The organism is Streptomyces sp. NPDC093111 (assembly GCF_040683955.1).
Classification (GTDB): Bacteria; Actinomycetota; Actinomycetes; order Streptomycetales; family Streptomycetaceae; genus Streptomyces.
This window is the reverse complement of the sequence record NZ_JBFBNW010000009.1, coordinates 153,821-177,849: the sequence shown is the minus strand read 5'-3', so window position 1 is coordinate 177,849 and position 24,029 is coordinate 153,821. Positions and strand designations below refer to the sequence as shown.

Annotated in this window: 19 protein-coding genes; 9 read left to right on the top strand and 10 right to left on the bottom strand. The window is 71.9% G+C overall.

Translation table 11 applies throughout. The features are described from left to right. Positions 1-269: 269 nt before the first annotated feature. The 4 genes from AB0Q96_RS17670 to AB0Q96_RS17655 all read left to right on the top strand — a co-directional run bounded on the left by AB0Q96_RS17670 (position 270) and on the right by AB0Q96_RS17655 (position 7,001). The gene (locus tag AB0Q96_RS17670; protein ID WP_365326340.1) at positions 270-3,641 is read left to right on the top strand and encodes a FlgD immunoglobulin-like domain containing protein; all 3,372 of its coding nucleotides are present in this window, start codon (positions 270-272) and stop codon (positions 3,639-3,641) included. A gap of 115 nt (positions 3,642-3,756) precedes the next feature. Beyond that, positions 3,757-5,031, top strand: coding sequence for a hypothetical protein (locus AB0Q96_RS17665; protein ID WP_365326338.1), 1,275 nt, complete (start codon positions 3,757-3,759; stop codon positions 5,029-5,031). Continuing rightward, complete coding sequence (locus AB0Q96_RS17660; protein WP_365326336.1) at positions 5,015-5,785, top strand: hypothetical protein; 771 nt, start codon at positions 5,015-5,017, stop codon at positions 5,783-5,785. The genes AB0Q96_RS17665 and AB0Q96_RS17660 overlap by 17 nt, the downstream gene beginning before the upstream one ends. Positions 5,786-5,897: 112 nt before the next feature. Continuing rightward, the gene (locus tag AB0Q96_RS17655) at positions 5,898-7,001 is read left to right on the top strand and encodes a PP2C family protein-serine/threonine phosphatase (protein ID WP_365326334.1); all 1,104 of its coding nucleotides are present in this window, start codon (positions 5,898-5,900) and stop codon (positions 6,999-7,001) included. Between the two features lie 72 nt (positions 7,002-7,073). Here AB0Q96_RS17655 and AB0Q96_RS17650 read toward each other — a convergent pair whose 3' ends face one another. After that, positions 7,074-7,703 carry an SRPBCC family protein gene (locus AB0Q96_RS17650; RefSeq protein ID WP_365326332.1) on the bottom strand — a complete coding sequence of 210 codons (630 nt, stop codon included), beginning with the start codon at positions 7,701-7,703 and terminating at the stop codon, positions 7,074-7,076. Positions 7,704-7,866: 163 nt separating this feature from the next. Here AB0Q96_RS17650 and AB0Q96_RS17645 point away from each other — a divergent pair, with 163 nt between their 5' ends. Together AB0Q96_RS17645 and AB0Q96_RS17640 are read left to right on the top strand one after the other, a co-directional pair. Further along, the gene (locus tag AB0Q96_RS17645; protein ID WP_365326330.1) at positions 7,867-8,532 is read left to right on the top strand and encodes a TetR/AcrR family transcriptional regulator; all 666 of its coding nucleotides are present in this window, start codon (positions 7,867-7,869) and stop codon (positions 8,530-8,532) included. Positions 8,533-8,685: 153 nt separating this feature from the next. Then, positions 8,686-9,816: a hypothetical protein gene (locus AB0Q96_RS17640; RefSeq protein ID WP_365326329.1), complete on the top strand. Its 1,131-nt coding sequence runs from the start codon at positions 8,686-8,688 to the stop codon at positions 9,814-9,816. A 62-nt stretch (positions 9,817-9,878) separates the two neighbouring features. Here the strand turns inward: AB0Q96_RS17640 and AB0Q96_RS17635 are convergent, their stop codons facing one another. Together AB0Q96_RS17635 and AB0Q96_RS17630 are read right to left on the bottom strand one after the other, a co-directional pair. Then, a complete protein-coding gene (locus AB0Q96_RS17635) occupies positions 9,879-12,185 on the bottom strand; it encodes an NACHT domain-containing protein (protein ID WP_365326327.1) in 2,307 nt (768 codons plus the stop codon). A 75-nt stretch (positions 12,186-12,260) separates the two neighbouring features. After that, positions 12,261-14,573 (bottom strand): FdhF/YdeP family oxidoreductase, encoded by a 2,313-nt coding sequence (locus AB0Q96_RS17630; protein WP_365326325.1) that lies wholly within the window; start codon positions 14,571-14,573, stop codon positions 12,261-12,263. 126 nt (positions 14,574-14,699) lie between these two features. Here AB0Q96_RS17630 and AB0Q96_RS17625 point away from each other — a divergent pair, with 126 nt between their 5' ends. Beyond that, the gene (locus AB0Q96_RS17625; RefSeq protein ID WP_365326322.1) at positions 14,700-15,227 is read left to right on the top strand and encodes a GNAT family N-acetyltransferase; all 528 of its coding nucleotides are present in this window, start codon (positions 14,700-14,702) and stop codon (positions 15,225-15,227) included. Between the two features lie 72 nt (positions 15,228-15,299). Here AB0Q96_RS17625 and AB0Q96_RS17620 read toward each other — a convergent pair whose 3' ends face one another. From AB0Q96_RS17620 to AB0Q96_RS17610, 3 genes are all read right to left on the bottom strand, one after another. Next, complete coding sequence (locus AB0Q96_RS17620; protein ID WP_365326320.1) at positions 15,300-15,968, bottom strand: response regulator transcription factor; 669 nt, start codon at positions 15,966-15,968, stop codon at positions 15,300-15,302. After that, positions 15,965-17,026, bottom strand: a complete 1,062-nt coding sequence (locus tag AB0Q96_RS17615) for a histidine kinase (protein ID WP_365326690.1) — start codon at positions 17,024-17,026, stop codon at positions 15,965-15,967. Before AB0Q96_RS17615 ends, AB0Q96_RS17620 begins: the two co-directional genes overlap by 4 nt. A gap of 152 nt (positions 17,027-17,178) precedes the next feature. Beyond that, on the bottom strand, positions 17,179-17,724 hold the full coding sequence (locus AB0Q96_RS17610) for a hypothetical protein (protein ID WP_365326318.1): 546 nt from the start codon (positions 17,722-17,724) through the stop codon (positions 17,179-17,181). 316 nt (positions 17,725-18,040) lie between these two features. Here AB0Q96_RS17610 and AB0Q96_RS17605 point away from each other — a divergent pair, with 316 nt between their 5' ends. After that, a complete protein-coding gene (locus AB0Q96_RS17605) occupies positions 18,041-20,020 on the top strand; it encodes a S53 family peptidase (RefSeq protein WP_365326316.1) in 1,980 nt (659 codons plus the stop codon). Positions 20,021-20,171: 151 nt separating this feature from the next. Here the strand turns inward: AB0Q96_RS17605 and AB0Q96_RS17600 are convergent, their stop codons facing one another. Then, positions 20,172-20,831, bottom strand: coding sequence for an NAD(P)H-binding protein (locus AB0Q96_RS17600; protein WP_365326314.1), 660 nt, complete (start codon positions 20,829-20,831; stop codon positions 20,172-20,174). A gap of 86 nt (positions 20,832-20,917) precedes the next feature. Between AB0Q96_RS17600 and AB0Q96_RS17595 the strand changes: the two genes are divergently transcribed. Next, positions 20,918-21,271 (top strand): helix-turn-helix domain-containing protein, encoded by a 354-nt coding sequence (locus AB0Q96_RS17595; protein WP_365326689.1) that lies wholly within the window; start codon positions 20,918-20,920, stop codon positions 21,269-21,271. Here the strand turns inward: AB0Q96_RS17595 and AB0Q96_RS17590 are convergent. From AB0Q96_RS17590 to AB0Q96_RS17580, 3 genes are all read right to left on the bottom strand, one after another. Next, positions 21,207-22,190, bottom strand: a complete 984-nt coding sequence (locus AB0Q96_RS17590; protein WP_365326312.1) for a YihY/virulence factor BrkB family protein — start codon at positions 22,188-22,190, stop codon at positions 21,207-21,209. The genes AB0Q96_RS17595 and AB0Q96_RS17590 overlap by 65 nt on opposite strands. Positions 22,191-22,344: 154 nt before the next feature. Next, positions 22,345-23,190, bottom strand: coding sequence for a hypothetical protein (locus AB0Q96_RS17585; protein ID WP_365326310.1), 846 nt, complete (start codon positions 23,188-23,190; stop codon positions 22,345-22,347). Positions 23,191-23,359: 169 nt separating this feature from the next. Further along, entirely contained in the window at positions 23,360-24,007 is a 648-nt protein-coding gene (locus AB0Q96_RS17580; protein WP_365326308.1) for a fasciclin domain-containing protein, read from the bottom strand. Positions 24,008-24,029 lie beyond the last annotated feature (22 nt).

Sequence of the window (24,029 nt, the reverse complement as noted above, 5' to 3'; positions counted from 1 at the left end):
GGCCCCCGCCACACCCTTGCGCTGGGAACGCGTCCGCCCGTCAGGGGACATGTCCGCCCGTCAGGGAACGCGTGAGCCCGTCCGGCCGGGACTCCGCGCGGCCCGACGCAGACGCGTCCGCGAGGAAACACCCTGCGTCGTGCGACCGGACCACTGTTACTGTCAGGGCAGTTGAGGCAGGTGGGGGTATGGACCGGGGGGTCCCCGCGTGGGCGCGGCCTCCACCTCCGCACGGACTTGTTCGGGGAGGACTCTTCATCTTGCGACACATGAGAACGCGCCACCGCGCGCGGATCGCGGCGATCGCCGTCGCGCTCACCGCGGCGCTGGCCACCGTGTCACCGCTCGGCGCGGGCACGGCGACAGCGGCACCCTCGGCTCCGGCGGAGCTGGTGATCCCGTCCGAGCGTCACGCGGCGCCGGACGCCGGAAGCCTGGTGCTGACCGGTGCCACCGGCTTCCTCAGGGGCGGCTCCGAGACGGGCCTCAAGTGGGTCCCGTACAACGGCGGAACGGCCGTCCCGTACGCGAACCCGGACGGGGACCGGCTCTTCGGCACCGGGCGCGATCTGATCGCCCGCCTGAACGCCGCGGAGGACAGGGTCGACTTCACCGACGTCCTGGGCGGGGTCACGACGACGGTCACCATCCCCTTGGGCCAGCGGTTCGCGGCGGTGATGGGGAACGAGGTCATCACCCAGGAGTACCGGGACGACGCGGTCGTCGCCGTCCACGCGCTGTCGGCCGTCGGCGGAGTCGCCAAGGACCGCACGGTCTGGGGCTTCCGGCCCGGCACCACCGACATCAAGGTGATGAGCGGGGACAACCCCAAGGGCTTCTTCCTCACGTACCAGCTGGACGGGGCGAAGCGGAAGGCATGGGTCCGGGCCGAATCCCTCGGCATGTGGACACCGGAGAACGCGCAGAGCGTGACCGCCGCGGGCGACTACCTCTTCGTCATCACTCCGGAGAAGCGGATCCAGGTCTGGGGTGCCGACATCTTCGGCGGCCAGGGCCCCCTCCGCGAGTTGGACTGGCCGGAGGCCCTGCCCCCGGTCGGCATGGTCGGCAACAACCTCATCACCCGCTCGGCCGACGACCCCGACGAGGCCACGCTGATCGCGTACGGCACGGACGGCGGGCTGGGGCGCGCGGTCCTCGCCCAGGTGCGCGGGGACATCCGGCTCACCCCGGACGGGCGCCTGCTGGCCGTCCGCTTCGGTGCCGAGAACCTCCGTACCGTCCACGCGCTGCGGAACGAGATCAACGGGGGAGCGCTCCGGGTCGACACGGTCCACCAGATTCCCCAGGTCCCCACCGCCCGCCACCGCGTCTCGGTCGCCCAGGGCGAACTGACCTCCGTGGACCAGGTCCCGTGGGAGCTGCCCCGCCTGAAGGGCACCCGGCTCTCCACATCCGAGCCCCTCACGGCCGAGCCGGCACAGGACCGCGGCGGCAGCGACCTGGGCGACCTGTGCGGGCGCGAGCCCGACTGCTCCACGCTCGTTCCGACGGGCGACGGGCGGGTCGTCTACCAGAACCGCCGGGAGGACCTGGTCGTCCTCGCCGCGGGCCAGAAGATGCCCGGAACCACCGTCCTGGACACCGAGGAGGGCATCGTCGGCGACGTCGAGGCCTCAGGCCGGTACGTCTCGTTCCGCTCGCTGCTCGGCCGGCAGAAGGTCCTGGACCTCGACACCGGCAAGATCGTTCTCACCCGCCCCGGCTTCCTCGGGCAGGCGACCGCGCTGGAGGGCGGAACCCTCTGGTCCGAAGGCGCGACCTTCGGCACCGTCGAAGCCGTGGACATCCGCAGCGGCACGCTCGTGCGCTCGGCGAAGCTGGCCGACTGCCGCCTGAAGGACCTTCAGGTACGGGGCGACTCCGCGTACTGGAAGTGCGACACCACCTCCGGTGTCACCGATCTCGGCCTGAAGACCACCATCGCCCTGCCCGGCCACGACACCGCGGTCCTCGGGGACGGTTACGTGGCCCACGCCCAGGCCGGCACCCTGTCGCTGACCCCGCTGCGGGGCGAGGACAGGACCACCCGGACCATCGGCCGTCCGGCCGACGCCCGGCCCGGCTTCGGCTGGGCCGTGGACCGCTTCGGCGGCCATCTGGCCTGGGTGGACGAGCTGCAGCGCACGCACGTGACCCCGAGCGGCACCCGGACGCCGGACCTCCTCGTCCTCGACTCCGAGCAGCCCACCGGGCTCCTGGACCGCAAGGCGAACACGCCGCAGAAGTGGTCGGGGAAGTGGTGGTTCAACAAGCCCGTACGGCGTTGGAGCCTCACCTTCGTGAACGAATCGGGCGCCCACACGCGCACCCTGCAGAGCTGGGAGCAGGTCCGCGGCGCGCTGGAGGCGAACTGGGACGGCACGGACTCGGCCGGGCAGCCGATGCCCGACGGCCTGTACCGCTGGACGCTGACCGCCGAGCCCGAGTACGAGGTCTCCGGCTGGGCCAGCCACCAGTACGGAGAAGTGGCGCTGACCCGCCTGAACTCGCTGGCCTCCGGCCGCTACCAGCCGGTGACCCCGGCTCGGGTCATGGACACCCGTAACGGCACCGGCGTCGGCAAGGCGAAGATCGGCCCGGGCGGGACGGTCACCCTCCAGGTCACCGGACGCGGCGGAGTCCCGGAGTCGAGCGCCGTCTCGGCCGTGGCCCTGAACGTGACGGCGACCAACGCGACGGCGTCGACGTTCGTGTCGGTCTACCCGTACGGGACGACCCGCACCAGTGCGTCGAACCTGAACGTGGTGGCGGGCCAGACGGTTCCCAATCTCGTCGTGGTTCCCGTCAAGGACGGCAAGGTCACGTTCTACAACCGCGGCGGGACCATCGACCTCCTCGCCGACGTCGCCGGCTACTACTGGCAGGGGCAACTGGGCTCCTTGTACGAGCCGGTGACGCCGACGCGCCTGATGGACACCCGCTCGGGCCTCGGCGTACCGAAGGCGAAGGTCGCCGCGGACCAGACGGTCTCCCTGACGGTCGCGGGTCAGGGCGGTGTGCCCGCCGAGGGTGTGACGGCGGTGGTCCTGAACGTGACGGCGACCAACGCGACGGCGTCGACGTTCGTGTCGGTCTACCCGTACGGGACGACCCGGACGAGTGCGTCGAACCTGAACGTGGTGGCGGGCCAGACGGTGCCGAACCTGGTGGTGGTGCCGGTGAAGGACGGCAAGGTCACCTTCTACAACCGCGGCGGCACCATCGACCTGCTGGCCGACGTCGCCGGCTACTTCACCAGCGGCACCACGGGCTCCCTCTACGAGCCGGTGACCCCGGCCCGGCTGATGGACACCCGTAACGGCACCGGCGTTCCCAAGGCGAAGGTCGCCGCCGACCAGACGGTCACCCTGACGGTCACAGGTCAGGGCGGTGTGCCCGCCGAGGGTGTGACGGCGGTGGTCCTGAACGTGACGGCGACCAACGCGACGGCGTCGACGTTCGTGTCGGTCTACCCGTACGGGACGACCCGGACGAGCGCGTCGAACCTGAACGTGGTCGCGGGCCAGACGGTGCCGAACCTGGTGGTGGTGCCGGTGAAGGACGGCAAGGTCACGTTCTACAACCGCGGCGGCACCATCGACCTGCTGGCCGACGTCGCGGGCTACTACAGCCCCTGACCGACCGGACCGCAGGAAGCCCGGGGGCCGGGTACGCACTTCTCGGTGCGTACCCGGCCCCCGGGGCACCGACCCGCCGAGTGGGGCGGACGAGAGAACATCGAGAGGTCAGCGCATGTCGGATTCCGGCCGTTCGGCGCACGCGAAGGAGTCGACGGAGGCCCGCGTCGAGGACGCGGGCAACATCCTGGTCGCGCCCCAACTGTCGCGGGATGACGACCTGGTGAGGGACTTCTTCGGGTCCGTGATCACGCCGGAGGACCTTGCTTCCGGTCCACTCGACCTCGCGGGGAGGACGGTCTACCTGTGCGGCGACCTGTCCGCGATCGACCGGCACCGACTGCGAGCGGCGGCACGGGTGTTCGCGATCCGGGAACGGTCACACGGCCATCGCGAGAACAGCGACGAACCGTGGACCACGGTCGGCGTCGGGCGGGTCCCGATCCGCGTACACGGCGTCGGCGTGTACTACCGGCGCTTCTTCGGAGACGACACCGACTACTGCGGAGACGACGCCGACTACTTCGGGCGGATCCGCGCGGAGCACGCGTTCCAGTCCCTGACGGAGTCCACCAAGCCCGGAACGGCCCATCGCAGCGGAATCTACCTGACGCCCGTCACGCGAGAAGGCGACGACCTGCACTTCCGCCTGCTCCGTTGCTCCACGAACCTCTCGGGTCCCACGGAGGGCTTCCGCCCGACCGACTCGCACATCGTCGAGGCACTGAACCGTGAGGCAGCGGCCGTCTTCCGGGACCAGGCGCCGCTGAACCACGTCCTGGCGCAGATCTACCGCAACACCGGTGCCACAGCCGAGCGCAAGCAGTCCAAGGCCAGGATCTCGTCCCACGCCGACAAGACCAAGGACATGCCCACCAACGGGATCATGGCCTTCTGCACCTTCTACGACGGGCTGGACAAGCTGCGGCCCCTGAGGGACGACCCCTTCGATCACGGCGTGAAGCGCACCAGCGGCCTGACCCGGCTCCGCTTCCACCTCAAGGAACCGACGACCGGCGACCAGGACGCGGCCGCCCTCCCTCCCCACTTCACCCTGACCCTCCATCCCGGCTCCGTGTTCTTCATGCCGCTGTCCACGAACCGCCTGTACACGCACGAGATCCGGCCCTCGACACTGGACGCCGAGCTGCTCCCCACCCGCCTGGGGTACGTGGTGCGCTGCTCGAACGCCGAAGCCGTCCACAAGGACGGTGCCACCTACCTCAAGGGGGCCGGAGGTCTGACGAGGCTTGAGCCGCCGACGTCGGCCGGCATGGACGATCTGCGCAGGCTGTACGCCGAGGAGAACAGAACATCGTCCTTCATCGACTACGGAAGCGGATTCACCTTCAGCATGAACACGGGGGACTACCTTGCCCCGCGACCCTAGAATCTCGGAACAGGTCCTCTCGTACGCGTTGCCGACGGAGGAGGACCTCTTCGCGGAACTGTCCGCCGCGACCCGCTGGGAAGACGTGGGGAAAGGCAGAAAAGGCGCCGTCCTTTCCAAGGTCGACGAAACGCACGGCGTGCCGCTCGTACGCACGACGACTCGATACGCGAACCCGGCGCAACGCTTCCGGGCCGTGCACGCACGGCTGGCACAGCGGATCCAGGAATGGGCGGCGTTCCCGATCGGCTTCAACAACGCGCTCATCGAGAAGTACACCGACGACTACAAGAAGATGGGCAGCCACTCCGACCAGGCCCTCGACCTGGCCGACGAGTCGTTCATCGCCGTCTTCTCCTGCTATCGGCGCCCGGAGTCGACCCCACCGAGGAAGCTGATCTTCGAATCGAAGGGGGAGGGAGAAGAGAGGTGCGAGATCCCGTTGACGCACAACGGATTCGTCGCGTTTTCGGTGGAGTCGAATCGGCGGCTCAAGCACAGGATCGTGCTGGACGCACCGGATCGGAGGGCGGAAAACGAATGGCTGGGCGTGACGTTTCGGACGTCACGGACACGCGTCAGGTTCCGCGACGGGCAGGCGTACCTCCCGCACGGCCCGCGCCTCATGGCCGCCGACGACGAACAGAGACGTGAATTCTACGAACTCAGGCGCCGCGAGAACAACGAAACGGACTTCGTCTACCCTCCGCTGACCTACACCGTCAGCGAGAGCGACCTGATGCCACCCGTCTGACCGCGAGAATTCCGGAAGCCCCGTGGGCGCGAGAGACCGTGGGCATCCCACGGACACGAGGCGCCCACGCCCGTGGCGTGCGCGGCACCCTCCGGCATAGGAGCCTGGTGGTGTGGTGAAGCCAAGGAAGGCGGCGGCCGGCGCGTCCCGGCGGGGCTGGCTGCGTGGGGCCCCGCCGCCCCGTTGGGTGCGGATCCTGCCCGTACTGCTGCTCGTCGCGGTCGGAGTGGCCTCCGCCACCGACTCCGTCCCCGTGGACATCGGCTTCCTGCTCGGCGCGGTACCCCCACTGGCCGTCCTGGCCTACGGACCGTTGGCCACCGCCCTGCTCGGCGCCGCGACGATCGGGCTCCTGACCCTTCCCGTCTTCCACCTGGACCGGCCCGGCAACACCGACCTCTTCACCCTCGGCTTCGTCGCGACCCTGAGCGTGTTCGTCTCCTTCGTGCGCGGGCGCCGGGACGAACAGCTCGACCTGGAACGCACCATCGCCGAGACGGCCCAACGGGCCATCGTCCCGGACGTACGACGGCACGTCGGCCCCGTCCGCTGCGCGAGCCTGTACCGCGCAGCCGAGCGCGGCACGCTGGTGGGAGGCGACTTCTTCGACGTCCGGCCCGGCCCCCACGGGGTACGGGCGGTCCTCGGCGACGTGCAGGGACACGGTCTGTCGGCCGTCGCGACGGTCGCCTCCGTCCTGGGAGCGTTCCGCGAGGCCGTGCTGGACGACGTCGACGCGGAGTCGATCGCGGCGCGGCTGGACCGCCGGCTCGTGGTCGACTCGGCGCGGACGGAACACGCGGAACTCTTCGCCACGGCCGTCCTCCTGGACTTCGCGCCGCGCGGGCGGGAGGTCCGCGTCCTGGCCTGCGGCCACCCGCCGCCGATCCTGTTGCGCGGCGGAGCGGTCAGCACCCTGGAACTCGACCCCGGACCACCCCTGGGCCTCGGACTCGCCGACGCGATGCACGGAACCGCCGCCACGGTGACGCTGCTGCCCGGGGACCGGCTGCTCCTCGCGTCGGACGGTGTCGCGGAGACACGGGACGCCGCCGGCGCCTTCTACCCCTTCGCCGAGCGTCTGGCCCGGATGACCGGGGTCGGCCTCGACGAACTGCCCGACGAGATCTGGGCCGACCTGAGCCGCTTCGCGCCCAGGATCCAGGACGACGTCACCCTCCTCATCCTCACGCTGGACCCGTCGGAGCCGGGCTGAGGGCCGACGGGGCGCGGCACCGACAGCGCGCCCGCCCGTTCCACGGCGAGCCGCGTGGGCCGCCGCCTCGCGTCACCCCCGGGCTTCGGCGGCCTGCCCGAGGTCGCGCAGCCACCCCTCCAGGCCCTCGCGCAGCAGCCGGGTCGCGACAGGGACGTCCGCCTCGACCTGGGCTCCCGTGTGGATCTCCTCGGTCCGCACCAGGACCCCGCCCTTGACCCGCGTGAACGTCCACACGTGCACGCCGTCGATGCGCAGCCCCTCGCCGATCGCGGGTCCGGTCCAGCGGATACAGCGGCCGCGCTCGATCTGGCGGACGGTCGACGTGATCTCCAGGCTGGTGGCGGGAGTCGAGGGGTTGGGCGGCACGGGCATCGTCCATCGGAACGCCGAGCCCGCGCGGAGCGGGCCGTGGTCGAGGCGCCGGACGGACTCGACCGGACCCTGCCACGACGGCCAACGCTCCACATCGGTCTGGAGCCTCCAGACCGTCGCCAAGGGGGCGGCGATGACCGCCTCGGTCCGGTGACGGACGAGGGCGTCCGGATCGACACCCCGCCCTTGGCAGGTGAGGGACGAGTCCGGGACGGACAGGGGGGCGGCGGCGCCGGCGGCGCCGGTGGCGCCGGCCGGTGAAGCGACGGCGCTCATGAGCCCGAGCGCGAGCGGGACGGCCAGCATGGCGGCGCGGGTGCGGGACATGGGGTTCTCCTCGCAGGTCGTCGACATGAGCTCCCCCGGGGGCGGGAGATGCTCAAGCGTTCGTTAGAAGTTGTAACGCTCGACTCGGTGAGCCGTCAACGCTTGCGTGATAACTTCTCACCACCCCATGAGGCTGTAGCGGCAGAGTGAAGGGCGGCCAGGCATGGCACCGACAGGAGCGGGCACGCCGCGTGAGCGCTACCGGGCCCAGGTCAGGGCCGAGATCACCCGGCACGCGTGGGAGCAGATCGCCACGGCGGGTGCCTCCGCGCTCTCCCTGAACGCGATCGCCAAGCGCATGGGCATGAGCGGACCGGCGCTCTACCGCTACTTCGCCAGCCGCGACGACCTCATCACCGAACTCGTACGGGAGGCGTACCAGAGCCTCGCCGACGCCCTCCGCGCCGCCCCCGGCGCCGACCTGGCGGGCCTCGCCCACGTCCTGCGGGACTGGGCGGTGACGGACCCTCAGCGGTACTTCCTCGTCTACGGCACGCCCATCCCCGGGTACCACGCGCCCGACGACATCACCGCCATCTCCTCGGAGATCATGAGGGCCCTCCTGGACGCGGGTTCCTCCCTGCCCGTCCCGGACGCCCTGTCCCCGGACACCGCCCCCACCCCCTTCGACACCCACCTGGAGACCCACCGGAAGTGGGCAGGGGACCACCCCGCCCCGCCCGGCGCGCTCCACCGCTTCCTGATCTTCTGGACCCGTCTGCACGGAGTCCTCTCCCTGGAACTCGCCGGCCACTTCACGGGCATGGACTTCGACCCCGCCCTCCTCTTCGCCGCCGAACTCGACCGGCTCCTCACCCCACGCCCCTGACGGCGGACCTCGCCCCCTCGCCGGGAGAGCCGCACGCCCTCGACCCGGCCGACCGCACGGATAGAGTGATCCACTCCCATCCGATCCAGTCGCCGCCCGGCAAGAGCCCCGGGGAGAAGGCCACTTGGACGCACCCGTGACGAGAGGTCCCCCGTGAACAAGCTGATGGCCGCCACCGACCTCTCGAAGGGCCAGCACGACCTCCTTCGTCGCCTCGCCCTGCCCTGGCTGAAGACCGGTGAATGGCCCCTGTGGGCCCACATCCGGCACGAGTTCGACCTCAAGGACCTCGACGCCGACGTCCTGCTGCAGTCCCTGCCGCGCATCGGACTCGACGCCCCGTACGCCGCCGGCTACGGCTACACCACCCTCATGCGCCCACCGGTGCGCGAGGACGACCGCGTACGCCTGACCGTCGCCGCCGTCCTCGTCCTGCCCGCCTTGCGGAAGGAGCTCGGCGACCCCTTCGTGCGTGCCCTCAAGCTCATGATCCGGCTCTACCGCGGCAAGCCCGTCTCGCACACGGAGATCACGCGGGCCTACCTCGACTCGTCAGCGCTCGCCAAGCGCGGCTTCGCCCCGTCGTTCGTACGGGCCCTGCCCGACCTCCTCGACCACGAACCCGGAGTCAGGAGCGGAAGCGGCGTCACGTCTCCCGACGGGGACTGGAAGCGGGAGATCGACCGCAGCGTGCTGCGGTTCCGTGACGTCGAGACCATCGAGGACTACGTCGCCAGGACCTGCGAGCTCGTCGACGCGCAAGCCGCCTCGACCGCCGGACACCCCGTCTCCGCCCTCCCGCACCCCGGAGTCCCCGCCTTGGCCGATCCCTCGCGCTTCACGACGCCGACCGACCACAGCCCCCGTGCCGAGTCCCCGACGCCCTACCTCGACGCCGGCCTCCTGACCGACCTGGAGTCGGCGGCCGCCCGGACCACGTGGAAGGCGCACAAACTCCTCGCCCTCTGCCGCGAGCTCAACAGCAACCACGCCGCCGGCAACCCGTACGCCTGCGCCGCCCTCATCCGTGCCGTCCTGGACCACGTCCCGCCGGTCTTCGGACACAAGGACTTCAAGCAGGTCGCGGCCCAGCACACCTTCACCGTGCAGCGCACCGACAAGGCCCACGCCCAGAAGCTGGCAGGGTTCAAGGACATCGCCGACGACGCCCTGCACCGGCCGATCAGCGCCAACGTACCCGTCATCACCATGAGCGACCTCCCCGAACCCACCCGCCTGAACGCCCTCCTGAACGAGCTCCTGACCCTGCTCCGAAAGGCCTGAAGGCCAGGCCGCCGGTGTGGACGGCAGCACGGTCCGGTGGGGCGGTGCGACCCGCCGGCGGGTCAGGGAACGGACGGCGGGTCCGGGAACCGGGCCAGGTGGTCCTGTAGTTGGCGGTGCCGGAACTGGTGGCTCAGGCCCGCCGGACGCAGCAGGCCGGCCTCTTCGCACGTGGTGAGGAACGTGGTGAGACGGTAGGGAAGGCGCCGCGCCATGGCGATGCGCATCGCGGTGTACCGCAGCCACGCGCCGCCCGCCCATCCGCTCGTCAGCGAGAGGCAGAAGACGAGCACACCCGACAGGAGGTAGGCGACACCGGCCGCCAGCCACTCGGTCACCGGCGTCCAGCGTCCCAGCACGGCGAGGAGGGGGAAGAGTACGACTGCGGTGACGGCGGCCGTTCCGATGCCCTGGACGGCAGCGACGGGGACGCCCACGGCGAGCGTGGTCGTCAGGGCGGGTGCCGCGGCCGGACCGACGGCGAGGTTGCGCAGGAATTCGGCGCCCTCCCGGATCCGGCCGATCCAGAAGTCCCCGAGCAACGCCAGCTGCATGCCGAGGCACAGGGCCGCCGAGGCCCCGAGAACCGTGCCGGGGTCGAATCCGGGGCGGAGGTGGAGGGCGAACGCACCGGCCGTCAGGGCCCACAGGGTCAGCCACCACCCGAGGTCGTCGCGGAGCAGGCGGCGAGGTGCGGTGGGCGGCTCGGCGAGCGCGCTGTCGAGCAGGAGGGCGAGACCCAGCCCCGCACCCAGGGCGACGGCGGGGACCAGGCCGACGACGGCCCATGACGCGCAGGTCAGCGCGATGGCGGCGGCCAGTCGCAGCGCGGCCGACCGGCGGCCTGCCGAGGTCCGCAGGAGACCGAGTCCGGTGGCGGCAGGAGCCGACGGCTGTCGGCGCACCAGCACTCCGGGACCGATCAGGACGACCCAGGCGACGGCCGCGAGGGGCAGGACGCCGCTGCCCAGCAGTACGGTCGGCACGAGGACGAGGGCGGCGGTGAGGACGGCGACGAGGGCGAGTTCGATCCGTCGGACACGGGTGGCGCCGCCGATGGGCCACAACCGCCAACCGGTCAGATTGAGGTCGTCGTCCGGATTGACGGTCCCGTCGTCGAGATAGGCGGCCAGCACGTGGAGCCTGCGCCAGGCGGCGGCGGGATCGAGACGGGCCGTGCGGCTGCCCGCGGGCGCCGTCGCCACCAGGGCGGCCGGGTACCGGTTCAGCAGATGCTCGCGCAGGGTTCCGGCCCCCGCGTGCAGCAGCAACTGCCGCGGGTCGGGGGCGACGCCGCCACGCGGACGCGCGTACACGGTGGCCGCGAGCGTCAGGAGCCACGGTGTGTTCAACGCCGCCCGCAAGGGCGGTGCTTGAGGAGGCGCACCGGAACCCGCCGGTGGCTGGAGCGCGTCGAGGACCGGTTGCCACCTCGCCAGATCGGGCGTGGTGTCGGCGACCCTGTTCTTCAGGTACTCCCGCGCCGACGAGGCCCTGACCGGCTGGAGTTCCACCACGGCCACCGTACGGGCTGCCGCACCGGCCCGGTCCAGGGCGGCGTAGGCATCGGCCCGGCAGGTCGACACCACCGCCGCGCGCGTCCCCGCGCCCTGGAAGTCGTTCACCGCCTCGACCAGCCGTGCCGAACGGGAGCCGGGACCCGGCACCCCGGCCGAGTCGGCCTCGTCGACGCCGTCGATCACGGGCAGTACGAGGTGGGCCCGCAGCAGCAGCTCCGCCTCGGCCGGCGGCAGAGCCCAGGCGCGTACCAGCTGGTCACGGACCCAGTCCCGCAGCGGCGTGTCCGGCCAGTCCGCCGCGGACAGCGGCACCGGCACCGGGTCGCCGGGGGAGCGGTCGCGGGACAGGGCGAGCAGCAGGGTGGTCGCCGTCAGCGTCTTGCCCGTCCCCGCGTCCGTGGGCCGCCCGGTGGCGGTGCGCCCCGTGACGACGAGGCGACCGGGCAGCAGCCCGCGCTGGAACGTGGCAAGGCCGGTCAGCCGCCCGGTCAGCGGCTCGGTGGAGCCGATCGCCCCCGACAGGCGTGCCGTCCACTCCAGGTCGACGAGCCCCCCGAGGTCCCCTCCCAGGAGGGCCGCGTAACGTCGCTCGGCCTCGACGGCGACCTGGAGGGCGAGCCGGCGGGCCACCGACTCCGGGTCCCGCTGACCGCGCAGCGCGGCCAGCGCCGCCCAGAACGAGGCACCCCCGAGGAACATGCTGACGAGCCCGGCACCGAAGGAGAGCACCCCGGCCGTGTCGCCCGCGTCCAGCCCGCCCCGCCCGAGCACGACCCCCGTCCAGGCCAGCCCCGCGAAGCCCACCAGTAGACTCAGCCCCACCCCGGCCCGCAACAACCCACGCCCCATGCCGCCGCATCCTGCCAGGCATCGGCGGGTCGGGAAGGGCGAACAGCCGGGCCGACACGTGCTCGTGAGGGAACGTCAGGTCGCCGGCGTGATCGTCACCTTGACGTGCTTCATGATCGGCTGGTCGCTCTGCGTGCTGTAATCGCCCAGCGCGCACAGCACGTTCATCTCCGGCATGTAGCCGGCGGCGCAGCCGCGCGGGATGTCGTACGGGACGGCCAGGTAGCCGCGCAGGCCGCGCCGGCTGCCGTCCTTCGCCGTGCTGGTGATGTCGACGGCGTCGAACCTGGCGAGACCCCGCTCCCGCATGTCGTCCTCGTTCATGAAGACGAGCGTGCGCAGGTTCTTGATGCCGCGGTAGCGGTCGTTGTCGGAGTAGATCGTGGTGTTCCACTGGTCGTGGGAACGCATCGTGCCGAGCGCGAGCGTGCCGGGCTCGGGAACCACGTCGGGCAAGGGCGCCGCGGAGAACTCGGCGCGCCCGGACGGGGTGAGGAAGACGAGCTCGCGCGCGGGCTGCTTGATGCGGAATCCGAGCGGCAGCCGGACCCGCCGGTTGAAGTCCTCGAACCCGTCCAGGACCCGGGCCATGGTCTCGCGGATCCGGTCGTAGTCCTCGACGTACCACTCCCACGGCGTCGCGCTGTCGGGCAGGGCGGCGCGCGCCATCCCGGCGACGATGGCCGGCTCGGAGAGCAGGTGCAGGGAGGCCGGCCGCTTCATGCCGACGGACAGGTGCACCATGCTCATCGAGTCCTCGACGGAGGTGCTCTGGGTCCCGCCGCGCTGCTCGTCCTTCTCGGTGCGGCCCAGACACGGCAGGACCAGGGCCTTCCGGCCGTGCACGAGATGGCTGCGGTTCAGCTTGGTGCTCACCTGGACCGTGAGCTCGCACCGCCGCAGCGCTTCGTACGTGTACGGGGTGTCGGGCGCGGCGAGCGCGAAGTTGCCGCCCATGCCGACGAAGACCTTGATGTCACCGTCGTGCATGGCCCGGATGGTGCCCACCGTGTCGAGGCCGTGCTCGCGGGGCGGGTCGATCGAGCAGACCGCGCCGAGCCGGTCGAGGAACGCCGCGGCCGGACGGTGGTCGATGCCGCAGGTCCGGTTGCCCTGGACGTTGCTGTGGCCGCGGACGGGGGAGGGGCCGGCGCCTTCGCGGCCCAGGTTCCCGCGCAGCAGGAGCAGGTTGACGATCTCCCGTACGGTGTCGACACCGTGCTCGTGCTGGGTGACGCCCAGACACCAGCTGACGATCGAGCGGTCGGCCTCCCGGTAGACGCGGGCGGCCTGGAGGATCGCGGCGCGGTCCACGCCGGACTGGTGCTCGATCTCCTCCCAGGACGCGCTCTCGCACGCGGCCCGGTACTCGTCGAAGCCGGCGGTGTACCGGTCGATGAACTCCCGGTCCAGGGCCTTGGGATCGGCGGAGGACTGCTCCAGGATCGCCTTGGCCATGCCGCGCAGCAGCGCCATGTCCCCGCCGATGCGCGGCTGGATGTTCAGGTTGCTGGTGCGCGTGGAGTGGAGGGTCGCCATGTCCCGGAAGTCGTGCGGGATGATGGCGCGGGTGGCGGCGGCCTCGACGAGCGGGTTGACGTGCACGATGCGGGCGCCGCGCTTGTGGGCCTCGGCGAGGGCGGTGAGCATGCGGGGCGCGTTGGAGGCGGCGTTGACCCCGATGATGAACAGGGCGTCGGTGGTCTCCCAGTCCTTGAGGTCGACGGTGCCCTTGCCGGTCCCGAGGGAGGCCGTGAGGGCCCGGCCGCTGGCCTCGTGGCACATGTTGGAGCAGTCGGGCAGGTTGTTGGTGCCCAGCTCCCTGGCCATCAGCTGGTAGAGGAACGTGGCCTCGTTGCCGAGCCGGCCGGACGTGTAGAACGCCGCCTCGTGCGGGGAGCCCAGCCCGCGCAGGGTGCTCCCGACGAGCTCGAAGGCGTCCTTCCAGCTGATGGGGACGTAGTGGTCGGTCCCCGGGTCGTACACCATCGGCTCGGTGAGCCGGCCCTGGTTCTCCAGGTCGTAGTCGCTCCAGCCCGACAGCTCGCTCACCGAGTGGGAGGCGAAGAACTCGGACCCGACGCGCTTGCGGGTCATCTCCCAGGTGACGTGCTTGATGCCGTTCTCGCAGATGTCGAGGTGCAGACCCTTGGTGTCGTCGGGCCAGGCGCAGCCCGGACAGTCGAAGCCGGTGTTCTCGTGGTTCATCCGGAGGACGGCGCGGGGCCCGTCGACGAGGGTGCCCTCGCGCGCCATGAAGCGGGTCACGCTCTTGGCGGCACCCCAGCCCGCGGCGGGATGGTGATACGGCTCGAACTCCGGCTCCCCCTTGGGGACGGGCCCCACCCGGGTCTCGCGTCCGCCTGCCCCGTCTTCGGAAGCGCTCACGTCACTCACCCTTCGGCATGGGCGTCCTGCGTACGTTTCCCCAGCCTAGGACGCGCGACCGGCCCTCGCCATCGCAGCGCGTGACGGCCGGTACGTCGTCCGTCCGGTCGTGTCATCATCGCTTCCATGGGTGAGAACGCAGCCGAGATCGTCCCGCTGGAACTGGTCCACCTCCACGACGTCCTCGACCTCGGACACCGGGTGTACGACGTCAAGGCGATGCCGTACACCTCGTGGTCGCTGTCCTCGGTGGCGGGGCACTGGGACGCCCAACCGGACGCCTGCTGGGTCGCCCGGGACGAGGAGGGGCTGCTCGGCTTCGTCCTCGGCTCCCTCTCGTACGACGAACGGGAGGACTGGGGCTACCTGGAGTGGATCGCGCTGGAGGAGCGGGCCCGCGGCCGCGGCGTGGCGAGCGCGCTGGTGGAGCACTGCTGCGACGCCCTCTTCGCGGCGGGCGCCTCGCGCATCATCACCGACGTGGAGAGCAGCAACGAGGCGTCCGCCGCGATGATGCGGCGCAACGGCTTCACCGAGGGCGTCTCCGTCACCCTCTTCGTCCGCCGCGCCCCGCACGACCACCCCGCCGCGCCCACCCGCCCGGCCCAGGACCCGGCCCGCGCCCGCCTCCGCCGCGCCGCCCGCACGAGCTGACCCCGCCGGGCGCGGCGATCACGCCCGCCTCCGCCCGGCGGGGACGGCCCCGGGTCGGCACGGCAGCGTCGTTCACGCCAGGCCGGCGGCGATCGCCCGCCGCACGGCATCCGCTCGGTCCCGGATGCGGGCCTTGGCGAACAGGTTGTTGATGTGCGTCTTGACCGTGGCCTCGCTGATGAAGAGCCGTTCGGCGATCGCCCGGTTCGGGAGTCCCTGCCCGATGAGGGCCAGCACCTCGCGCTCGCGCGGGGTCAGGTCCTCGGGCAGGGGTTCGCCCGGCGCGGAGCGCGGCGCCCCGGTCACGGCGGCGAGCAGCCGGGTGCGCACCTCGTTGTCCAGGACCGACTGGCCGGCCGCGGCGGCGCGGATCGCTCGGGCGATGTCCTCACGGCCCGCGTTCTTCGTCAGGTAGCCACGGGCACCCGCGGCGAGCGCCGCCATGATCGAGTCGTCGTCGGCGAACGTCGTGAGGACCACCACGGCCACGTCCGGGTGCGCCTCGCTCAGCCGACGCGTCGCCTCGGTCCCGTCCATCACGGGCATGCGGAGGTCCATCAGGACGACGTCGACGGTTTCCTCGGCGACGATGTCCAGCACGTCGCGTCCGTTGGCGGCGGTCGCGACGACGTTGATGTCCCCGGCCAGCGCGAGGACCATCGCGAGCGGCTCGCGCACGGCGGCCTGGTCGTCGGCGATGACCACGTTGATCGGGGGAGCGCCCGCTGCCGCCCCGGTCATGCCGGAACCACCACTTCGACCTTCCAGTACCCCCGCTGAGGGCCGGACGGCACGGGACCCGTGGTCACCGTCCCCTCCATGAGCGCGACGCGCTCGCGGATGCCGATCAGCCCCATACCGCTCCCCATTCGGCTGCCCGTACCCGCGGACACTGGCAGTGTCGCCGGCCCGTTGACAATGCTCAAAGTGGTCGTCTTCTCCTCGTACGCCAGCGTCACGCGCACCGGGCCGCCCGGCGCGTGGCGCGTCGCGTTGGTCAGGGCCTCCTGCGCGATCCGCAGGAGGTTGTGCGCGGTCCGCGTGGGCAGTTCGCGCACCGTTCCGGTCACCGTCAGGGCCTGGTGATGCCCAGACGACTCCAGCATGGCGGTGAGGCTCTCCAGGAGGGGCAGGTCCTCCTCGCGCAGCGCCCGCACCGTCCACTGGGCCTGCTTCAGGCTCTCCCTCACCAGGCTCTGCGCCCGGGCGGTCGCCTGCCGGGCCCGCTCCGTATCACCGACCTCGATCAGCGCGTCCGCCAGTTCGAGCTGCATGTTGATGCCGGCCAGGGAGTGCGCGAGCACGTCGTGGACGTCGCGCGCCACGTTGCTCCGCTCGGTCAGCACCAGCGTCCGGGCCTCGGCGCGGGCGGCCCGCTCGGCCGACGCGGCGGCCGCGATCGCGGCCTCGACCGCCTGGGTCCGGCTCCGCCCCGACATGCCCGCCAGGACGAGGGCGCCGGTCGACAGCCCGGCCATGAAGAGCAGCCCGTGCTGGCCCGGATCGGCGCGGAAGGCCAGAGCGGCGCCGCACAGCAGGCTCAGCGTCACCGCGAGCACCGTGGCCGGCTTGACGCTCAGCCGGTAGCCGATGTGCGCGGCGAGGAAGAAGGCGAAGAGCGAGGCCGTCCCCGTGTCCGCGACGGCCAGCAGGCCGGCCGCCGCCACGACCCCGACCACCAGCAAAGGCAGGAGGACACGGTCGGGGAGCAGTCGCCGGGGAACGAGCCGCAGGGCGAAGACGGCGAAGTTGACGACGAAGAGCAGGGCCACGGCGAGACCACGGCCACTCAGGCCCATCGGCCGGAGGGTGAGGATCTGGGCGACGAAGAGGACCGTCGCCCAGACCCACGGAGCGATCCGGCTACGCTCCGTGAGTCCGGTCCCGGTTTTCTCGGCGTTGCCGGGAATCCGCAGGTTCCTCAGTGGCATGCTGTGACGATACGCCATGATCACTTGAGCCGGCCGGTGAGCTGCGAGCTCGGCACCTCCGGCCGCGGCGTACGGGTCGCACGGGCCACCCTCTGGCTGCGCACGAAGATCGTGGCCAGCCGGGTGACGACCTCGGCGACCGCCATCAGGAGCAGCGCGGTGACCCACGCCTGCTCGCCGGTGATCCGGTGCGCGAGGCTGAACCTGCCGACGTCATCCGCGCCCCCGTGGTCGACCCACAGCTGGAAGGCCAGCCGGGAGCCCATGCCGAGCACCCACAGGACCGCCGAGATCGCCCCGGCCTTGATCATCAGGTTGCCGTTCAGGACGCGGATCCGGGTGAACACGCCACCCGCGACGCCGAGCGCCGCGCCCACACCGGCCGTGACGCCGATGAGCACCAGATCGTTGCCCTCCGTAGGTATGCCGTCCAGGTACTGGGAGGCGAAGAACGCCACGATCCCGAGCGGGATCAGGTAGGACTTGGGCCCCAGCCGTCCTTCCCGCAGTTGCCGGAAGACGACGAGGATGAGCGCGATATCGACGAGCCAGTCGGTGAGAGTCATGGGTCCAGCATCGTGACGATCACCTCGTGACACCTGCACCCACGGGTGGAGGTACGGGTGGAGATGCCCCCGGAGACCCCCGGAGACCCACGGAGACCCGCCGAGGCCATCGCCGTCCCGCCGTGCCCCACCACGCCCCACCGAGGTACGCGCGTTTCGCGCCTGCGACTCCGGGCTTCTCAATTCCCTTTCCTTAAAAGCTCTTTGACCTCTTTTGATCACTCCCTTCCCCCTACGTGAACTGATCCTGACAAGAGTGGCGCCGTACCGCCGCGCTCCAGGCGCGGCACGCGAACGCCTCACCACAGGGGACGACATGGGAAGCAGCCGTACGACACGGCGCACATCGATCGGCATGGCGGCGGCCCTGCCGCTGCTCGCCGGCGCACTGACCGTCGGAATTCCGTCCGCGCAGGCCGCGCAGGCCCCGACGCAGGCCCCGACGCCGGTCCCGGCCGGCCGGGTGGCGCTGGAAGGGGCCCGCCCCGGCTGGGCCACCGACAAGGCGGACCGCGGCGGCACCGCACGGTCCGCGCGGGTCGACGCCCGCGTCTACCTGGCCGGACGGGACCCGCAGGGCCTCACGGCGTACGCCGAGGCGGTCTCCGACCCGAAGTCGCCGCGCTACGGCGCCTACCTGACGCCCGAGCAGGTGCGCGCGCGCTTCGGCGCGACGCCGGCGCAGGTCAAGGCCGTCACGCGGTGGCTCCGGGGAGCCGGCCTGACCGTGACCGCCACGAACGAGCACTACATAGCCGTCTCGGGTGACGTGGCCGCCGCCCAGCAGGCGTTCGCGACCCAGCTGCACGACTACCGCAAGGGCGCGGCCGTCTACCGCGCCCCCACCACCACCCCCTCCGCGCCGGGCGCCCTGGCGCACGCGGTGCTGACGGTGACCGGCCTGGACAACGCCCCGCACCGCGCCACGCACAAGGACACCCTGCCCGGCCCGGGCGCCGGATTCCGCAACGCGGGCCCGTTCTCCAGCTACTACGGGTCGAACACCGCCACCTCCCTCCCCGACGCCTACGGTGCGAAGGTCCCGTACGCGGTGAAGGGCTACACCGGCAAGCAGCTGCGCGCCGCCTACGGCGCCGGCGGCTACACCGGCCGGGGCGTCACCGTGGCCATCACCGACGCCTACGCCAGCCCGACCATCGCGGCGGACGCGCGGACGTACGCCGCGCGCAACGGCGACAAGGCGTACCGCGCCCGGCAGCTCCGCCAGGTCACCCCGGCCGAGTACACGCACACCGAGGACTGCGACGCGTCCGGCTGGTACGGCGAGGAGACCCTCGACGTCGAGGCCGTGCACGCGGTCGCCCCGGACGCCGACGTCGTCTACGTCGCGGGAGCCTCCTGCAACGACCCCGACCTGCTGGACGCCCTCAACAAGATCGTCGACAAGCGGCTCGCCGACATCGTCTCCAACTCGTGGGGCGACATCGAGGCCAACGAGACCCCGGAGATCGCGGCCGCCTACGACCACACCTTCAAGCTGGGCGCGGTCGAGGGCATCGGCTTCTACTTCTCCTCCGGCGACAACGGCGACGAGGTCGCGAACACCGGCACGAAGCAGGTCGACACCCCGGCCAACTCGGCCTGGGTCACGGCGGTCGGCGGCACCTCGCTCGCCGTCGGCAAGAACGACCGCTACCAGTTCGAGACCGGCTGGGGCACCCTCAAGGCCCCCCTCGCCGCGGACGGCTCCGCCTGGACGGGCTTCCCCGGCGCGTACACCAGCGGAGCGGGCGGCGGCACCAGCGCCACCGTCCACCAGCCCGCCTACCAGCGCGGCGTCGTACCCGACGCGCTCGCCAAGGCGACCGGCGCGGCCCGCATGCGCACGGTCCCCGACATCGCGGCCGTCGGCGACCCGAACACCGGCTTCCTGGTGGGCCAGACGCAGACCTGGGCCGACGGCTCGGTGTCGTACGACGAGTACCGCATCGGCGGCACCTCGCTCGCCGCCCCGGTCGTCGCGGGCCTCCAGGCCCTGGCCCAGCAGGCCCGGCACCGGCCGATCGGCTTCGCCAACCCCGGCATCTACGCCCGCTACGGCTCCCCGCTGTTCCACGACGTCACGGACCACCCCCTGGGCAAGGACCGTGACCTCGCCGTGGCCCGCAACGACTTCGCGAACGGCACGGATGCCTCCGAGGGCCTCGTCACCTCGGTCCGCAGCCTCGGCAAGGACAGTTCCCTGGCCGCGGTCCGCGGCTACGACACGGTCACGGGCGTCGGCTCCCCGGCCCCCGGCTACGTGGACTCGTACCGCTTCCCGTTCCGGCCCTAGCGGCCGGGCCCGCGGGCCGGCGCGCACGATCGCGTGCCGGCCCGCGAGGCGCTTCGGGCACGGCAGGCGCCCGAAGCACCTGCCGTGCCCCCCGTTTCGGCGGCGGGCTCGGTGTCGGAACGCCGAGGAGGAGGAGGCGCCGGCTCGGCGGTCACGAGGTCGTCGTCTCCGTGACCCCCGCGTGGACCGCGTGCAGGGTGGGGGCGGTGGCCTCGTCGAGGACGGCCTCGGCGAAGCCCGCCAGAGTGATCCGGCTGTCGGCGTCGGCGGGGCCGTACGCGTAGCCGTCGGCGTCGCCCGGGACGCGCTCGTGGTCGAAGTCCCCGGCCGGGGACAGCACCACCCAGTCCAGGGCCTCAGGCGCGGCGGCCCGCAGCGCCTCGTCGCCCGCGCCGTGCCCCACGTAGAAGGCCAGCCACTCCTGCGGGTATCCCGGCGTGTCCATCAACAGGGTCCCGTCCGCCGTGGGCAGTACGGAGGCCAGCCCGACGGACACCAGCCGCCGCACGCCGGCCTCCGGGAGTCCCGCCGCCATCGCCCGCGCCACGGCCGGGAAGAACTCCCCGGGCACCGCCTGGGCGTCGTACGCCGACACCACCGCCGCGTCGTGGCCCGCCGCGAGCCGTGCCACGTCCGCCGCCGAGGTCACCTCCCCGTCGACCCGTCCCACTCCGGTCACTTCGATCCCACGGGCCCGCGCCGCCGCGACGACGGCCCCGCCGACGCGCCCGGTGGCGCCGAAGACGATGAGCCGGGTCGGGGTGCTGGTGCCGTGGTCGCTGGCGTTGTCGTTGTCCTTGCTGTTCGTCATACCGGTGAGCGTAAGGAAGGGGGTGGTTACCGATCGGATACCGGCCTACCGTGGCGACCGTGACGCAACCGCCTCTGGACCCCGAGATGTTCGACCCCGTCTGCCCCTCGACGTTGGTGCCGTTCCGCGTCGGCGACAAGTGGGCCCCGCTGGTCCTTCGCTGCCTCGAAGGAGGCCCGCGCCGCTTCTCCGAGCTCAAGGTCCCCCTGCGCGGCATCACCGCCAAGTCCCTGACACAGTCCCTGCGCGGACTGGAGCGCGACGGCTTCGTCGTACGGGAGGAGCCCGGCGGCTACGCCCTCACCGTGCTCGGCCGCGGCCTGCTGGGGCCGTTGGAGGCGGCGTGCGCGTGGACGCGGGACCACTGGGACGAGCTCATCGACGCCCGGGAGGCAGGGCTGGCCGCCCAGGTGCCGGACGCCGGGCCGCGGGCGCGGTAGCGGAGCGGGCGGTAGCGCCGCCCGCCTCCGAGGAAGCGCCCCGCTGAAGCTCGGCGGTGAACTGCGCACCGGTGAGCAGGGCGAGGTTGGACAGCCAGAGCCACACGAGGAAGACGACGACGCCGCCCAGCGACCCGTAGAGACGGCTGTAGGTGCCGAGCACGGAGGTGTACAGGGCGAAGCCGGCCGAGACGGTCAGCCAGAGGACGGCGGCCAGGGCGCCACCGGGCAGGCTGTGGCGACGGCGGCGGGCGGACGGCGGCCCCGTACGGAAGACGACCACGACCAGGACCGCGACGAGGAAGAGCAGCAGCGGCCACCGGACGAGGTCCCAGACGAGGGGCACACCGGCGTCGAGGTGGAGCACGGCGCCGACGCTCCCGGCGACGGACCCGCTGAGGATGAGCACGAGGGCACTGACGGCCAGGAGGACGAGCAGAACCAGGGCGGTCACGAGGAGGCGGTGGGCCTTGCGCCAGGGGGAGCGGCGATCGGGAACGCCGTGCATGCGGTGCAGCGCCCGCCGGAAGACGGCCAGATAGCTGCACGACGACCACACGGCGCTGACCGTGCCCGCGGCCAGCAGCGTCCAGGTGGCGGAGTGCTGGTCCAGGGCCCCGTCGAGCAGATCGCGCAGTTCCGGCCCGGACTGCCCCGGGGCGTAGTGCGTGACGTGGGCGACGAACCGCTGAGCGGTGTCCGGACCGATCAGGGCGAAGGCCAGGACGGTGACGAGGAGCGACGGCAGGATCGCCAGGATCGCGTAGTACGTCAGGGCGGCGGCGTAGTCGGTGATGTCGTCCCTCCACATGGTGCCGGGCGTCCGACGCAGCGCGCGCCACCAGGAACGGACGGTGGAGGCGGGTTCGTCGCGCGCGGTGCCGGCGGACGTGCGGCGTCCGGTGGTGAGGTGACTCATGCGCAGACGGGTTCCGATCGTGTGGGTGATGACCGCTCGCGCGGCTTTCGGCGGTCGGACCGGGAACGGTGGGGACCGGTGCCGGAGCGCCGGGCGACGGACCATCGTACGGTGCCCGCCGGGCCCCTTTGTTCCGTCGTCCCACCCAGCGGGGTCAGGGGCGCTCGTAGTGCTGGAGGACGCCGCCGGCGGAGAAGCAGAGGGCGCCGGTCAGGGTGCCCCAGTTGGCGATGTCGGTGTTGATCAGGCTGCCGGTCGCGGGGCGGGTGTAGGCGGCGAGAGCCGAGACCATGAAGAGGACCGAGCCCAGTTGGTTCACGGCCACGATCCACCAGCCGAGGCTGCGCTGCCGGACGCATGGCCGGTGGCTGTGGCAGATCTCGACGAACGCGAGGTGACCGGAGACCAGGAAGAGGACGCAGCCGATGACGTCGGGGGCCCAGATCAGCCGGTTGGTCTGCTGGACGGTCAGGCCCTGCAGGAAGGAGTCGAGCAGGTCGACGGCGAACACCAGGGTGCCCGCGAACAGGACAAAGGCGCTCAGCCAGTCGACCCGCAGCGGTTCGTAGCTCCACCACCGCCACCTCCCGGCGACCAGCCTGCCTTCCCTTCCGGGTGTGTGGCGCGGGGCGTTGACGACCTGGAGCAGGGACACGTAGCCGCCCGTGTTGAAGAACAGGCCGCCGGCGAAGTAGACCGAGGCGCAGGTGGTGGCGTCGCCGGAGCCGAACTGGGCGATCGCGGCGCCGGTCGTGAAGAGTGCCCCGCCGATGACGAAGGCGGTGGCCGCGATCGCGTTGAGTCTGCGCAGCCGGGTGAGGACGGAGGCGTCGGCGGGGTCGCGATGGGCGGCGGCCGTGCCGGGTGGGTGGACGGTGATGAGCCCTCGGCGGCGGGCGGGCCTGGATTCCCAGGTGGCGGTCCCGCCGCCTGGCGGATGCCAGGTGAGGCGGGTGGTGAACGGTCCCGCGCCTTCGGCGCGCTGGTCGGTCTGGCCCACAGGCAGACAGTAGACGGCCCGTCCGCCGCCGGCCGGGTGCAACGCCGTCGGCCGGCGGCGGGCTGTGCGCAGGCCCTGCCGGGTCGGCGGGCCTGCGCGGTCGGTCGGATGGGCGGTGGGTGGGTTGTCGGGTCGGCTGCCGGGGTCCGGTCGTGCGGGCCCGACGCGGCTACTTGGGCATGAGGACGGTGTCGATGATGTAGACGTCGGCGTTGGCGGTCCTGACGTTGCCGCAGACCACGTCGGCGGTGCCGTTGACCTTGTAGGACTCGCCGGAGCCGGTGGTGGTGATCGTGCCCTTCTGCAGGGTCGTGAAGGTGCCGTTCTCAAGCTGCTTCGGCGTCAGCTTCTGGCCGACGACGTGGTACGTGAGGATGTCGGTGAGGGCGGCCTTGTCGGCGAGGACCTTGTCGAGGTCGGCCTTCGGGATCTTCGCGAAGGCGTCGTTCGTCGGCGCGAAGACGGTGATGTCCTTGGCGTTGTTGAGGGTGTCGACGAGTCCGGCCTTCTCGACGGCGGCGACCAGCGTGGACAGGGCCGGGTTGTGGGAGGCGGCGGTGGCGACCGGGTCCTTCGCCATGCCGTCGAAGGAACCGGCACCCTCCTTGGGAACCCCGGCACAGGCCGGACCGAAGGGCTGGTCACCGGTCATCGCCTCTTCGGAGGGGGAGCTCGCCTCCGTCTTCGCCTGGTCCCCGGCGGCCGCGGTCGCCGCCTTGGTGTCGCTGTCGGAGCCCGAGCAGGCGGCCAGGGAGAAGGGGAGCAGGACTGCGGCGGCGACGCCGATCGCGGTGCGGCGGATCTGCATGCTGTTCATGACCTTGTACTCCTTGAAGAGC